At 58.3% G+C, this 12,823-nt stretch carries 15 protein-coding genes; 11 read left to right on the forward strand and 4 right to left on the reverse strand.

The window, feature by feature from the left end; translation table 11 throughout:
- Window positions 1–134: 134 nt before the first annotated feature.
- The 6 genes from ACR0FB_RS14040 (at window position 135) to uvrC (ending at window position 6,822) form a co-directional block, all read left to right on the forward strand.
- Window positions 135–1,064 (forward strand): ABC transporter ATP-binding protein, encoded by a 930-nt coding sequence (locus tag ACR0FB_RS14040; RefSeq protein WP_480485877.1) that lies wholly within the window; start codon window positions 135–137, stop codon window positions 1,062–1,064.
- Window positions 1,061–1,822, forward strand: coding sequence for an ABC transporter permease (locus ACR0FB_RS14045; protein WP_171635104.1), 762 nt, complete (start codon window positions 1,061–1,063; stop codon window positions 1,820–1,822). The genes ACR0FB_RS14040 and ACR0FB_RS14045 overlap by 4 nt, the downstream gene beginning before the upstream one ends.
- 114 nt (window positions 1,823–1,936) lie before the next feature.
- On the forward strand, window positions 1,937–2,734 hold the full coding sequence (locus ACR0FB_RS14050) for a S49 family peptidase (RefSeq protein WP_480621403.1): 798 nt from the start codon (window positions 1,937–1,939) through the stop codon (window positions 2,732–2,734).
- Between the two features lie 171 nt (window positions 2,735–2,905).
- Window positions 2,906–3,868, forward strand: coding sequence for a calcium/sodium antiporter (locus tag ACR0FB_RS14055; protein ID WP_171635180.1), 963 nt, complete (start codon window positions 2,906–2,908; stop codon window positions 3,866–3,868).
- A gap of 21 nt (window positions 3,869–3,889) precedes the next feature.
- Window positions 3,890–4,669 (forward strand): SDR family oxidoreductase, encoded by a 780-nt coding sequence (locus ACR0FB_RS14060; RefSeq protein ID WP_480621402.1) that lies wholly within the window; start codon window positions 3,890–3,892, stop codon window positions 4,667–4,669.
- A 290-nt stretch (window positions 4,670–4,959) separates the two neighbouring features.
- Window positions 4,960–6,822, forward strand: coding sequence for an excinuclease ABC subunit UvrC (gene uvrC, locus ACR0FB_RS14065; protein ID WP_480621401.1), 1,863 nt, complete (start codon window positions 4,960–4,962; stop codon window positions 6,820–6,822).
- Here uvrC and ACR0FB_RS14070 read toward each other — a convergent pair.
- Complete coding sequence (locus tag ACR0FB_RS14070) at window positions 6,819–7,703, reverse strand: DMT family transporter (protein WP_171229853.1); 885 nt, start codon at window positions 7,701–7,703, stop codon at window positions 6,819–6,821. The genes uvrC and ACR0FB_RS14070 overlap by 4 nt on opposite strands.
- A 173-nt stretch (window positions 7,704–7,876) precedes the next feature.
- On the opposite strand from ACR0FB_RS14070, the gene pgsA reads away from it, so the two are divergent.
- Genes pgsA through ACR0FB_RS14085 form a run of 3 tightly spaced genes read left to right on the forward strand, consistent with a single transcriptional unit; the run spans window position 7,877 to window position 9,241 of the window.
- Complete coding sequence (pgsA, locus tag ACR0FB_RS14075) at window positions 7,877–8,545, forward strand: CDP-diacylglycerol--glycerol-3-phosphate 3-phosphatidyltransferase (protein ID WP_117872882.1); 669 nt, start codon at window positions 7,877–7,879, stop codon at window positions 8,543–8,545.
- A gap of 3 nt (window positions 8,546–8,548) precedes the next feature.
- The gene (moaD, locus tag ACR0FB_RS14080) at window positions 8,549–8,794 is read left to right on the forward strand and encodes a molybdopterin converting factor subunit 1 (RefSeq protein ID WP_209834739.1); all 246 of its coding nucleotides are present in this window, start codon (window positions 8,549–8,551) and stop codon (window positions 8,792–8,794) included.
- A gap of 3 nt (window positions 8,795–8,797) precedes the next feature.
- Window positions 8,798–9,241: a molybdenum cofactor biosynthesis protein MoaE gene (locus ACR0FB_RS14085; RefSeq protein WP_171635087.1), complete on the forward strand. Its 444-nt coding sequence runs from the start codon at window positions 8,798–8,800 to the stop codon at window positions 9,239–9,241.
- A 35-nt stretch (window positions 9,242–9,276) separates the two neighbouring features.
- Here the strand turns inward: ACR0FB_RS14085 and ACR0FB_RS14090 are convergent, their stop codons facing one another.
- Window positions 9,277–9,996, reverse strand: coding sequence for a helix-turn-helix transcriptional regulator (locus ACR0FB_RS14090; RefSeq protein WP_480621400.1), 720 nt, complete (start codon window positions 9,994–9,996; stop codon window positions 9,277–9,279).
- 84 nt (window positions 9,997–10,080) lie between these two features.
- Here ACR0FB_RS14090 and ACR0FB_RS14095 point away from each other — a divergent pair, with 84 nt between their 5' ends.
- Window positions 10,081–10,356: a RidA family protein gene (locus ACR0FB_RS14095; protein ID WP_480621399.1), complete on the forward strand. Its 276-nt coding sequence runs from the start codon at window positions 10,081–10,083 to the stop codon at window positions 10,354–10,356.
- A gap of 15 nt (window positions 10,357–10,371) precedes the next feature.
- The gene (locus ACR0FB_RS14100; protein ID WP_480621398.1) at window positions 10,372–10,512 is read left to right on the forward strand and encodes a hypothetical protein; all 141 of its coding nucleotides are present in this window, start codon (window positions 10,372–10,374) and stop codon (window positions 10,510–10,512) included.
- An 11-nt stretch (window positions 10,513–10,523) separates the two neighbouring features.
- On the opposite strand, the gene ACR0FB_RS14105 is transcribed toward ACR0FB_RS14100, so the two are convergent.
- On the reverse strand, window positions 10,524–10,844 hold the full coding sequence (locus tag ACR0FB_RS14105; RefSeq protein ID WP_117870533.1) for a hypothetical protein: 321 nt from the start codon (window positions 10,842–10,844) through the stop codon (window positions 10,524–10,526).
- Window position 10,845: 1 nt separating this feature from the next.
- Window positions 10,846–12,777: an OmpA family protein gene (locus ACR0FB_RS14110; protein WP_480621397.1), complete on the reverse strand. Its 1,932-nt coding sequence runs from the start codon at window positions 12,775–12,777 to the stop codon at window positions 10,846–10,848.
- Window positions 12,778–12,823: the final 46 nt, after the last annotated feature.

Here is a 12,823-nt window from a genome sequence, read left to right on the forward strand (position 1 = left end):
TGGGTTGACGGATTGCAAGTTGGAATTGAGCATGGTTCTGACAACCATTACAGAATGCGCGGCACGTTGTGCGAAATTGACCTGTTACAGGCTGGTTCGGCGCGATAGGGTCTCGGTCGGAACGGGGAACGGATATGACGACCATTTTGTCCATCAAAGAACTTCGCAAGTCTTACGCGGATGGGTTCGAGGCGCTGAAAGGTGTGTCTCTGGATATTGAAGAGGGTGAGATACTTGCGCTTCTGGGGCCAAATGGGGCCGGAAAGACGACCCTGATTTCGACGATTTGTGGAATAACGACTCCGACCTCGGGGGTGGTCACGGTTGGCGGACATGACACCCAGTCCGATTATCGCGCAGCGCGCAGGATGATAGGGCTTGTACCGCAAGAGATCGCGTTGGAACCGTTTGAAAAGGTCTGGAACACGGTTCGACTGTCACGCGGGCTGTTCGGACTTGGCAAGGACAACGCGCGGATCGAAGAGATTCTGCGCAAGCTGTCCCTGTGGGACAAGCGCAACAACGCGATCAAGGAATTGTCCGGCGGCATGAAGCGGAGGGTGCTGATCGCCAAGGCCCTGGCCCATGAACCCCGTGTGCTTTTTCTGGACGAGCCGACTGCCGGAGTGGATGTCGAGTTGCGCAAGGACATGTGGGAGCTTGTGGCGGAACTGAAACGGGACGGTGTCACCATCATTCTGACCACCCATTACATTGAAGAAGCAGAAGCGATTGCGGATCGTGTCGGCGTCATCGACAAGGGTGAGCTTTTGCTGGTGCAGGACAAAGACACACTCATGTCGCAGATGGGAAAAAAGCAGATCGAAGTCATGCTGACCGAGCCCATCGATCGGATTCCCGATAATCTGGTCAGCCACAATCTGGCCCTCAACGGCGCGGGTGATTGTCTGATCTATACCTACGATACCCATGCGGATCGTACCGGCATAACGACCTTGCTGAATGACGTGTCCGAGGCCGGGTTGGTGTTGCGCGACGTGCAGACCAGACAATCAAGCCTGGAAGAGATTTTTGTCAATCTGGTATCGGGAGAGGCCGCATGAACTGGACCGCGATCGCTGCCATCTACCGGTTCGAGATGGCCCGTTTCTTTCGCACTCTGGCACAGAGCTTTCTGTCGCCGGTTCTGTCCACGTCGCTTTACTTCGTGGTGTTTGGCACCGCCATCGGCAGCCGTATCCAAGAGGTCGAGGGCGTTTCATACGGTGCGTTCATCGTGCCGGGGCTGATCATGTTGTCGGTGGTGATGCTGTCGATTTCGAACGCGTCGTTCGGAATTTACTTCCCCAAGTTTCTGGGCACCATCTACGAGCTGTTATCCGCTCCGGTCAATTTCATCGAGATCGTGATCGGATATGTCGGTGCCGCCGCAACCAAGGCGTTGTTCGTGGGGTTGGTGATATTGTTCACCGCGACGTTTTTCGTCGATATTCGGATCGAGCATCCATTCGCCATGGCCGCGTTTCTGATCCTGTCCTGTCTCAGCTTTTCGTTGCTCGGATTCATCATCGGCATCTGGGCCAGTAACTTCGAGCAGATGTCGCTGGTGCCGCAGTTGGTGGTGACGCCACTGATCTTTCTGGGGGGCACGTTTTATTCAATCTCGATGCTGCCGCCATTGTGGCAGACCATCACGCTGTTCAATCCCGTGGTCTATCTGATTTCGGGTTTCCGCTGGTCCTTTTACGGGCTGGCAGATGTGCCGATTGTTTTCAGTCTTCTTGCCATTGTCGCTTTTACAGGGCTGTGCCTGGCCGTCATAGGCTGGATATTCAAAACCGGCTGGCGCATTCGCAGTTGACCCTCGCCAAGGCGTTGCATTTTTGCCCATCGGGTGTGTGAATTTGGTTCACGTCGCGTTTTACGCCGGCAGAGTCCCTTGTTTACGGGTTGGGGGCACTCTACATCGGCACCCATGAAGCTCAGCCTGCCGTTTGTAAAAAAGCACCCTTGCGTGGCCGTTGTCCGTTTGTCCGGTTCCATTGGAATGGCCGGTCGCGGGTCCTTGAACGATACCACCCTGGCCCCGGTTCTCGACAAGGCGTTTCGAAAGGGGAAACCTGCGGCTGTCGCGCTCGAGATCAACTCTCCGGGCGGGTCGCCTGTACAAAGCTCTTTGATTGGCGCCCGAATTCGGCGTTTGTCGCAAGAGCTGGACGTGCCCGTGATCGGGTTTGTCGAAGATGTTGCGGCATCCGGAGGGTATTGGCTGGCGGCCGCTGCGGATGAGATCTGGGCCGACGACAGTTCGGTTCTTGGCTCAATCGGAGTCATTTCGGCAGGTTTTGGCGCGCATGTCTTCCTGGCGCGGCAGGGGTTCGAGCGGCGCGTTCATACAGCGGGCAAATCGAAATCGATGCTGGATCCCTTTTCGCCGGAAAAGAAAGAGGATGTGGCACGCTTGCAAGGGCTGCTGGGCGACATCCACGAAAACTTCATCGCGCATGTCAAAGCCCGCCGGGGTGACAAGCTGGATCACAGTGCCGACCTGTTCACGGGTGAAGTCTGGCTGGCGCGTCGGGCGCATGAACTGGGTTTGATCGACGGTATCGCCCATCTGAAACCCAAGATGCAGGAACGGTTTGGCAACAAGGTCAAGTTCCGCCGTTATGGCGTGCGCAAACCGATCTGGTCTCGGTTCGGGGCCAGCCTGGCACAGGATGCCATTGCCGGATTAGAGGAGCGTGCGGCCTACGCGCGTTTTGGTTTGTGACGTGATCATCAAGGCTGTCACACTTTTTCTGATCGGCATGGGTGTCTTGGCGATGTTCGGTAAACTGCGCTTTCCGGGGCAGAAGAAACTGAGTTCGGCCAAGTGTCCGCGCTGCGGACGGTTTCGCATAGGCAAAGGCCCTTGTGCCTGCGAAAAAGGAGGTCGGACTTGATCACCACTTGGCTGCTGTCTGGTCTTGGGCTGTTGATCCTGCTGCTTGCAGGCGATGCGCTTGTGCGCGGTGCTGTGAACCTGAGCTTGCGTCTGGGTGTTCCGGCGTTGATTGTCAGCCTGACGATAGTGGCCTTCGGAACGTCTGCACCCGAGTTGCTGATCGCCATCAGCGCATTGAAAGAGAACGCTCCCGGTATTGCGCTGGGCAACGTTGTCGGATCGAACACGGCCAACATCCTGTTGGTTCTTGGACTGCCCGCATTGCTGGCTACGATTCACACCAGTGAATGTGACAGCCGCAGGAATTACGTCTTCATGCTGCTGGCGACGGTTCTGTTCATCGGGCTGGCTTTTAGCGGAACATTCACATTCTTCAGCGGTCTGATCCTGCTGGCGGCGTTGAGTCTTGTCCTGATGACTGCCTTTCGTGAGGCGAAAGCACATCGCAAGGCCTGTGGTGAGGCTTGCGCGGATGATGACGAGCTTGAAGGCTTGGAGGAAGCCGACCCTGACATGCCCTACTGGAAGGTATCGATTTACCTGATCCTGGGGTTGGTGGGGCTTCCGATGGGTGCGCACTTGCTTGTCGACAACGCGACCGTCATCGCAAGAACCTATGGGGTCAGTGAAACGGTCATCGGCCTGACCCTGATCGCGGTTGGAACCTCTTTGCCCGAACTGGCGACGACGCTTATGGCCGCATTGCGCAGACAGGCCGATGTCGCGCTGGGCAACGTGATCGGTTCGAACATGTTCAACCTTCTGGCCATCATCGGGATCGCAACCTGGTTCGGGCGCATTCCGGTCGATCCGGAATTCCTTCGGTTCGATCTGTGGGTCATGCTGGGCGCATCGCTGCTGCTGGTTCCGTTTGTATTCCTAAAACGCGACATCTCGCGCGTCTGGGGGATGGTGTTGACTTTCCTTTATGTGCTTTACGTCATCGTATTGCTGGTGTGATCTGACCAAACGAGGTGAAGAATGACCCGAGCCCTAGTCACCGGTGCCGGTATTCGTCTGGGCCGGGCCATTGCACTGTATCTGGCAGATCGAGGTTTCGATGTGGCCGTGCATTACGCCTCATCCGAAGGTCCGGCGCAGGAGACGGCGGCAGAGGTACAGGCCCTGGGCCGAAAATCCGTGACCCTGAAGGCCGATCTGCTGGATGAAGCTCAGGTTCAGGCGCTGCTGCCCAAAGCGGCCGAGGCGCTGGGCGGGCCGATCACGTGTCTGGTGAACAACGCTTCGATCTTCGAATACGACAACATCCGCACGGCAACCCGGCAAAGCTGGGATCGACATCTCGACAGCAACCTGCGCGCGCCCTTTGTGCTGACGCAGGCCATGGCCGGTCAGGGGCTGAGCGCCGGAACAGATGAAAATGGCGAACCGCTTGCAACCGGCCTCATCGTCAACATGGTGGACATGCGTGTGCGTAAACTGACGCCCGAGTTCATGTCATACACCATCGCAAAAATGGGTTTGTGGACGCTGACCCGAACGGCGGCGCAGGCGTTGTCTCCGACGATCCGTGTCAATGCGATCGGGCCGGGCCCAACGATGCAGGGCCACCGCCAAAGCGAAGAACATTTCCAGGCACAGCGTTCAAATACCGTTTTGGAGCGGGGATCCAACCCGTCTGACATAACCGCTGCGCTTGGGTACTTTCTGGATGCACACGCGGTCACCGGACAGCTTTTATGTGTGGACGGCGGTCAGCATCTGGGTTGGAAAACTCCGGATGTTCTGGGTGTAGAATAAGTAATTCTGCTGCAAGTTTTGCACCGCTCTCAATCGTGTTACATGTGCGTTACAAAAATGTCTTTTTTTTCATACACTTGCTAAGTATGCAAAAAAATAATGTTTAAAAACAAACACTTGATAAGTTGCCTATTTTTTGTGCAAGTAAAGGAAAAGGCAAGGAAACAAGGGGATTTCTGATCTTCCGGAATTTTATCTTCACACTTATCCACAGAAACCGTGGATTTGTTTTCTCTTGATCTGACAAGCGTGAGATTGCAGCCATTGCCAGAGAATCATATCTCAGGATCATGACCACCGACAGCGAATCATCCCCCACCGGCTATGCCTGCATTCAGCGCTATGCAAAAACGCTGGACAGTTCTCCGGGCGTTTACCGCATGCTCGATACAGACAGCCGGGTTCTGTATGTTGGCAAAGCCCGAAATCTCAGGGCACGGGTGTCGAATTACACACGGCCGGGTCATTCGGGGCGGATCGAAAAGATGATCGCCGCGACGGCCTCGATGATGTTCCTGACCACGCGAACCGAGACCGAGGCCCTGCTGCTGGAGCAGAACCTGATCAAGCAGCTCAAACCCAAGTACAATGTATTGTTGCGGGATGACAAAAGCTTTCCGAACATACTGGTCGCCAAGGATCATGACTTTCCGCAGATCAAGAAACACCGAGGGGCGAAGAAGGAAAAAGGTGCTTATTTCGGCCCTTTCGCCAGTGCCGGTGCGGTGAACCGGACGTTGAACCAGTTGCAAAAAGCGTTCCTGCTGCGCAACTGCTCGGATTCGATGTTCGACAGCCGAACGCGGCCATGCCTTCTGTATCAGATCAAACGGTGTTCCGGGCCGTGTGTCGGCCTGATCTCAGAGCAGGATTACCGTGAAAGCGTGAAGGACGCCGAACGCTTCCTGTCGGGCCGCTCGACCAAGGTGCAAGAGGAACTGGCCGAGCAGATGATGGTCGCATCCGAGGCGATGGAGTTCGAACGCGCCGCAGGTCTGCGTGACCGCATCCGGGCTCTGACGCAGGTGCAGACCTCTCAGGGCATCAACCCGCGCGGTGTGGCCGAGGCGGACGTGATCGGCCTGTATATGGACAGCGGTCAGGCCTGCGTGCAGGTGTTTTTCATCCGTGCGAACCAGAACTGGGGCAACAAGGATTTCTATCCCCGCGTCGGCCCGGATGTTTCACCTGCCGAGGTGATGGAGGCCTTTCTGGGCCAGTTCTATGACAACAAGGAGCCGCCGCGTCAGCTGATCCTGTCGGACGGAATCGAAAATGTGGATCTGATGCAGGACGCGCTGACTGAGAAAGCCGGGCGCAAGGTCGAAATCCTTGTGCCGCAGCGTGGCGAAAAACAGGAACTTGTTGCCGGTGCCTTGCGCAACGCGCGCGAGGCTTTGGCCCGCCGCATGTCGGAAAGTGCCACGCAGGCCAAGTTGCTGCGCGGGCTGGCCGAGGCGTTCGATCTGGATGGTCCGCCTGGACGGATCGAGGTCTATGACAACTCTCATATTCAGGGCACCAATGCTGTCGGCGGCATGATCGTGGCCGGCCCCGAGGGGTTCATGAAGAACGCTTACCGCAAGTTCAACATTCGCGGTGATGACCTGACACCGGGTGACGACTTCGGCATGATGAAAGAGGTGCTGAACCGCCGCTTCACCAGACTGCAAAAGGAAGACCCGGACCGCGACAAAGGGCTGTGGCCCGATCTGTTGCTGATCGATGGCGGTGCCGGGCAGGTAAGCGCGGTGCATCAGATCATGGTCGAACATGGGGTCGAAGACATTCCCATGGTCGGCGTCGCCAAGGGGGTCGACCGCGACCACGGCAAGGAAGAGTTTCACCGGATCGGCCAGCGCCCCTTTGCGCTGAAACGCAACGACCCTGTGTTGTATTTCATTCAACGCCTCAGGGACGAAGCGCACCGGTTCGCCATCGGCACCCATCGTGCGAAACGCGCCAAGGCCGTGGGTGCAACGCCGTTGGATGAAATCCCAGGGGTAGGGGCTGCGCGCAAGCGTGCTCTGTTGACCCATTTCGGCAGCGCCAAAGCCGTCAGCCGGGCCAATCTGGCCGATCTGAAAGCGGTCGAAGGAATCTCGGCCGGGTTGGCGCAAAAGGTTTACGATTTCTTCCACGACAAGGGCTAGGCCTGCCGGCCTCGCCACAGGATATAAAGACCCGACGCGACGATCAGCGCGCTGCCGATCCACATGTTGGGATCCAGCCTCTCGCCAAACATGGCTACGCCAAGCCCGATGCCGAACAACAGCCGGGTGTATCTGAACGGGGTCACGGCGGACACTTCGCCGGTGCGCATCGCCTTCATCAGCGACGCATAGGCCATTACGCCCATCAGCACCGCACCGATCAGATGCAGGCTGGTATGAAGGCCAACCGGTGCAATCGGCGCGCCCTCCCAGAACCGATAGGCCACGCCGGCCACGATGATGCTGAGGAAGCCGTAGAACCCCAGGACTTCGGTTCCAAGCGTGGCAGGTGCTGCGCGGCTGGCCAGATCACGTCCGGCAAATCCCAGCATTCCCAGCACCGCCAGTATCGACAGCAGCGAAAAGCTGTCTCCGGTGGGTTGCAGGATGACGACAACGCCGATCATGCCGACAAAGATAGCGCTCCAACGCCGCCAACCGACTGTCTCGCCGAAGAACAACGCGGCGCCTGCTACAACGACCAGAGGCGTAGCTTGCAGAATCACCGTGGCCGAGGACAACGGCGTCAGTGCTATGGCCAGAACATAGAACAACCGACCAAAGACCTCGAACAGCACCCGAATTTTCATCGGGCGGGACAGAACGTCAGGTTGCAGCAGCCGCTGCCCGCGGGCCCGGGCCACCGCAGCAAAAATTACGGACCCGCCCGCGCCGAAAAGAACCAGGACCTGCCAGATCGGCAGCGCGGCTGAGGCTGCCTTCAGCAACGCATCCTCCAGCGCAAAACCGGCCATCGCCGCGACCATCCAGAGGCTGCCGATCATGTTCGACCGTGTGTCGGTTTGAATATGCGCTGTCATCTGGTACTTTCCGGCTGGGCTTGCGCGGCAATCTGACCGCAAAGCAGGGAAAGGCCAAGAGGTACTGTTCTGAGACGTCGGGCCTGCGGCGCTTTGACCAAGCGTTTGTGAGTGATGCAGTTTTTTGTCTGATTGGCTTTTCTGTCCCGGACCAGCGATATAGGGTCCAAGCCATGAAGTGGAATTTACCTAATCTCCTGACCGTCCTGCGCCTGCTGGCCGCGCCCGGGCTGGCAGTCATGTTTCTGTATTTCACCCGTCCCTATGCGGACTGGTTTGCACTGATCCTGTTCCTGTCAGCGGCGATTACCGATTGGTTCGATGGGTATCTGGCCCGCGCATGGAAGCAGGAGACCAAGATCGGAGCGATGCTGGATCCGATCGCCGACAAGGCTATGGTGGTGATCGCGCTTATGATCCTTGTGGGCTATTCGACCGAGCACTGGACGCCGTGGCTTGTCCTTCCTGCAACCGTGATCCTGTTTCGCGAAGTCTTTGTCTCGGGCCTGCGGGAATATCTGGGCGATGTGGCCGGGACGCTCAAAGTCACCAAACTGGCCAAATGGAAGACCACGGCCCAGATGGTCGCCATCGCGGTTCTGTTTTCGCAGGGTATCTTCGAGCACTATGCCGTGATGGCAAGTTTTGGCATGGATGCCGAGCTGGTCGAGCAGATCATTGCGGGTCAGGTCGAAGACGTGAACCACCTGCGTCTGAATGTCGATGGTATGTATTGGGCGGGTCAGGTCGGGCTGTGGCTGTTGTGGATTGCGGCAACGCTTACATTGATCACCGGCTATGACTATCTACGTAAGGCCATGCCTCATCTGAAGGAGAGCTAACCGATGGATGTTCTGTATTTCGCCTGGGTGCGCGAACGCATCGGCTTGCCAAAGGAAAAGGTCGAAACGCAAGCGGCCACGGTCGGCGATCTAGTGGCTGAACTGAGCGCTCGGGAAGAGCGCTATGCAGTGGCATTTGCCGATCTGTCCGCGCTGCGCGTTGCGTTGGATCAGGAGTTGTCGGATTTCGATGCGTCGCTGGCAGGTGTTCGGGAAGTTGCGTTTTTCCCACCGATGACGGGCGGTTGACCGATGCGGATCGCGGTTCAGGAGGAGGCATTTGATCTGGGGGCCGAGGCCAATGCCTTTGCCGCCGGGGATGATTCCAACGGCGCCATCGTCACCTTCACCGGCGTTGTGCGTGATCTGGCGAGCGGAGATCTGGATGTGATGGAGATCGAGCACTATCCCGGTATGACCGAACGCGCCCTGACCAAGATCGCCGAAGAGGCGCAGGCGCGTTGGGCATTGGGTGACGTGCTGGTGATTCACCGCCATGGACGTCTGGCCCCGGGCGACAAGATCATGATGGTGGCCACCGCTGCACGGCATCGCAAGGATGCGTTCGAGGCGGCGGAGTACCTGATGGATTATCTGAAATCCCGTGCTCCCTTCTGGAAGAAAGAAATCACCCGGTCGGGTGCGGAATGGGTTGCCGCCAAGGATGAGGATGAAGACGCGTTGACCCGGTGGTGAGGATGCGTCGAGCGGGCGGATCGGCTGTCGCGGCCTTATTTCGGCAGATCATTGAACGGGCAAACATCGTCTTCGAACGGAACTCTCTTGCGGCGGAACATGGCACCCTCAACGCATTCCGGGTCGCTGATCCTGTCCATGCGGAAATGCCGAAAATCATCTCGCTGCGGATCCCAGGCAACCAGGTACCAGAGCGGTGGCAGGATCAGCATAGCTTGCGGTTCAACTTCGCGAAAACTCTGGACACCTTTGGCGTCGCGATAACCAAAGCGCAGGTAAAGCCGGTTCAGAAACGCCTGTTCGAAGGCGGGCAGAAGGGCCGCATCCATGGGTCCGAGGTCTGACAGGTTCTGCTGAGGCGACAATTGTCCAACGTGGAGGCAATCGAGAAAGCGACGCAGATCGCGCACCCGGTCCGCTGGCAGGGATTTTTCGATCTTGGCCAGACCTGCATCCGCCAGATCCGAGAACGGCAATGCACGTGCCGCCCGCATTGACGCCACGCCGAGCAGCAGGGCAAAAACCTCGGTTGCCGACAACCGGGCGGTTGTTAGGACGGATTGCGGATCAAGTTGCAGCCCGCCACCCCGGCCACATTCGGAATAGATTACAAATCCCTGATCACGCAGTGCAGCGATGTCGCGCAGGATGGTGCGGCACGAGACGCCGACCTCTGCGGCCAGCGCATCTACGGTGGAACTGCTGTTGCGTCGTAGGATAAGGGCGATGGCGTCTTGTCTGGTCGCGGCTTTCATTAGCCCAACCTAGCATATTCAGTGACAAAATTTGGCACTAATACCGTCTAGACCTGTCCTTGCACCTCAGCAAGGATTTCGAACATGACACTTGAAAAACAAAATCTCGAAACGACCCTGCGTCCTCAGATCGTCAATTCCGGACACCTCCACGACCCATCCCCGAACGGCTATAGCACCGCCGTTGTAACCCCGGGCGCCGGTCGGTTGGCCTTTGTCTCGGGTCAGGGTGGGCAGGATCAAACCGGAGCGTTGTCGCCGGATTTCGGCGCGCAGGTCGAACAGGCCTATACCAATCTCAAGGCGGTGATCCACGCGCTTGGGGCGCAGTGCGATCAGGTTGTGAAGTTGACGGTTTAAGTGGTGGACCACGACTTGTCGAAACTCGGCCTGCTGACTGACGCCGTCAAACGCGTGTTTCGAGATACTCTGCCAGCGCAAACCCTGGTTCCGGTGCCAAAGCTGGCAATCGAACCGATGCTGTTCGAAGTTGAGGCTGTCGTTTACCTGAACTGATACTGTAGCGTCTAGTCGGCGTTGTTGATCCGACCGCGCATTTCCTCGGCCTCTTGCCGCGCGGCGCGCAGACCGTCCATGGCTGCGGCCAGTTCTGCCTCTGTCTGGGTCAGCTGGTTGGTTAACTCGGCTTCACGTTGCTGAAGATAGGTTATGGCCTGATCGCGGGTTTCTTCCGCTTCGTGCAGTTCCTGGCTCATGCGATCCAGATCGGCAACGTCGCTTTGGCGGACGCGGGACAGGCGGTGTGCCAGCCAGTTGGCAAACCAGCCCATGCAGAAGGCCGCAAACAGGATGACGGCTGTGGCAATGATGAATTCGGTTCTGTTCAACTTACTGGTCCTCTGCGTCCGTGTCTGGTGCGGTCGATTCGGTCTGATCCGTTTCAGGCGCGTCAGCCTCAGCCCCAGCCTCGGCCTCGAGCGCTTCGAGGCCTGTTTCGGAGGCTTCGACCGGCTCGGGACGGATCAGCCGGAACTCGATCCGCCGGTTGGCTTCGCGGCCTTCTTCGGTGTCGTTGTCCGCGATGGGCTGTGTTTCACCATATCCAACGGCAGTGTAGCTGCTGGTGGGAATGCGCCGCCCGCGCAGCTCGTTCAGAATCGATTGCGCCCGTGCCTGGCTGAGCTGCTGGTTCATCTCTTCGCGGCCCTGGCTGTCGGTATGGCCCTGGATCTCCAGCCGGATCGGCCCGCAGTCGCGCAGGATGTCGGCGATCTGGTTCACCGTATCGCGCGAGTCGGATGCGATCGTCGCTGATCCGGGTTCGAACGCAATTTTGCTGACGGTCTGGATTTCGGCGATCTGCGCTTCGCAGACTTCAGGATCGGGCAGCGCGTCTTCGGGCTCTGGCGGAGGCTGATAGGTGATCGTCAGGGTGAATTCCTGCCCTTCGCCCAGCTTGTCCGACAACTGACCTGCGATACGGGCCTTGGCATCCTCTTCATGGCTGAGGCCGGTCAGTTCGACCGAGCCTGGTGTTACGGTCAGGGCCCCGTTGTGAAGCTGGGCCAACGCCTCGAGGCCGGCCAGAACACGCACCGGCCAATCTGCCGGAAGCCCCGGCGCGATGCGGGTCGCGGTATAGACCTGATCCGAGCCGAAGGCCGCGCGGGCATAGCTGTCGACCATGTCCCGCAACGTTTCATCCCCCAGGCGCCCTCGTAGTTGCACAAGCCCTTCGGGGCTGCGGGTCGCCGAGAACTCGACGGGTCCGGTCTGTTCGCTGGTTTCAGGTTCCGGCAGCACGGCATGCAGGGCAAAGACCTGAGGCAACGCTGTTTCAAGTTCACCTACAACCCGGTCGAACAAGGCTGGATCCGTGCCTTGCGCCGCAACCAGGGTGATGTCCGCATCCGACATCGTGACCGAGCCTTTGCCGATTCTGGCCAGTGCCTGAATGCTCTTCTCGGCGGCTTCGGGCCAGCGTGGCGAGGGCTCGCCCAGACCGATGGTGCAGGAATATGTTCCCGACAAGCCGGCATCGCGCGCAGCGGTCACGATCCGGTCGCGTGCTTTTGCATCTTGTGCCGAGCAGGCGTCAAATTGCCCACCGTCTTCGTTGATCAGAAAACGCAGCGTAAAGGGCGTTATGACGGGACGAGGTGCCGAGATCGCCAGCCCGATCCGCAGGCTAGGCGGCGCGGCGCGGGTCAGATCGCGTTCGAGACGTTGTTTTTCCTGTTGGCTGTCCGCAATGGCAGTGATTTTGACCAAATCGGCGTTTGCGGAAATTTTGGCACGTGGCAGGCTGGCCAGCGCCTCGATGGCATATGATATCGCGGCATCCCAACCGTCGGGCTTGGGGTAATCCGCGGTTTCCATCAGGTCCGAAACTGCGATGTTGCGGTCGAGGTTGCCCAGCCTTCTGATCAGGGCATCTCTGTCTTCGCTGGCCGGGATCAGGCCGATGATCGAGATGCCGTGATCGTTGCGCAGAATTTCCGCCGAAAAGCGCGGCGGCGCCAGGGCAGAGGTCGCTTCAACCTCCATTTCATCGATTACGCGGGACGCATCGACCTCGGTTCCGGCTGCGGTCAGCGCGTTGAACCGTGTCGCCTCATCGGGTGCAATCCCGGTCAGGACCACGCGCAAGCCGTCCGACTCGACCTCGGCCCAGTCGTGCCCTTTGAGGTCAAGCGCCCGGCGCACAGCGAATTCCGATGTCTCTTCGATCTTTGTGACGGCATAGCTGGCTGCCAAAAGCGACAGCCCGGCTGATACAAGAAAGATCAGGGAAACAACGATAAAATACGGCAGACGCATATTTGGGTTTGACACTCCTCAGGCGGTTGGGCCGATCTTTACAGGC

Source organism: Ruegeria sp. P10 (genome assembly GCF_056534925.1).

What these genes read in the sequence shown, in the direction of transcription:
- ACR0FB_RS14040 (WP_480485877.1), top strand. Translation starts at nt 135, where the DNA reads ATGACGACCATTTTGTCCATCAAAGAACTTCGCAAGTCTTACGCGGAT.
- ACR0FB_RS14045 (WP_171635104.1), top strand. Translation starts at nt 1,061, where the DNA reads ATGAACTGGACCGCGATCGCTGCCATCTACCGGTTCGAGATGGCCCGT.
- ACR0FB_RS14050 (WP_480621403.1), top strand. Translation starts at nt 1,937, where the DNA reads ATGAAGCTCAGCCTGCCGTTTGTAAAAAAGCACCCTTGCGTGGCCGTT.
- ACR0FB_RS14060 (WP_480621402.1), top strand. Translation starts at nt 3,890, where the DNA reads ATGACCCGAGCCCTAGTCACCGGTGCCGGTATTCGTCTGGGCCGGGCC.
- uvrC (WP_480621401.1), top strand. Translation starts at nt 4,960, where the DNA reads ATGACCACCGACAGCGAATCATCCCCCACCGGCTATGCCTGCATTCAG.
- ACR0FB_RS14070 (WP_171229853.1), bottom strand. Translation starts at nt 7,703, where the DNA reads ATGACAGCGCATATTCAAACCGACACACGGTCGAACATGATCGGCAGC.
- pgsA (WP_117872882.1), top strand. Translation starts at nt 7,877, where the DNA reads ATGAAGTGGAATTTACCTAATCTCCTGACCGTCCTGCGCCTGCTGGCC.
- moaD (WP_209834739.1), top strand. Translation starts at nt 8,549, where the DNA reads ATGGATGTTCTGTATTTCGCCTGGGTGCGCGAACGCATCGGCTTGCCA.
- ACR0FB_RS14085 (WP_171635087.1), top strand. Translation starts at nt 8,798, where the DNA reads ATGCGGATCGCGGTTCAGGAGGAGGCATTTGATCTGGGGGCCGAGGCC.
- ACR0FB_RS14090 (WP_480621400.1), bottom strand. Translation starts at nt 9,996, where the DNA reads ATGAAAGCCGCGACCAGACAAGACGCCATCGCCCTTATCCTACGACGC.
- ACR0FB_RS14095 (WP_480621399.1), top strand. Translation starts at nt 10,081, where the DNA reads ATGACACTTGAAAAACAAAATCTCGAAACGACCCTGCGTCCTCAGATC.
- ACR0FB_RS14110 (WP_480621397.1), bottom strand. Translation starts at nt 12,777, where the DNA reads ATGCGTCTGCCGTATTTTATCGTTGTTTCCCTGATCTTTCTTGTATCA.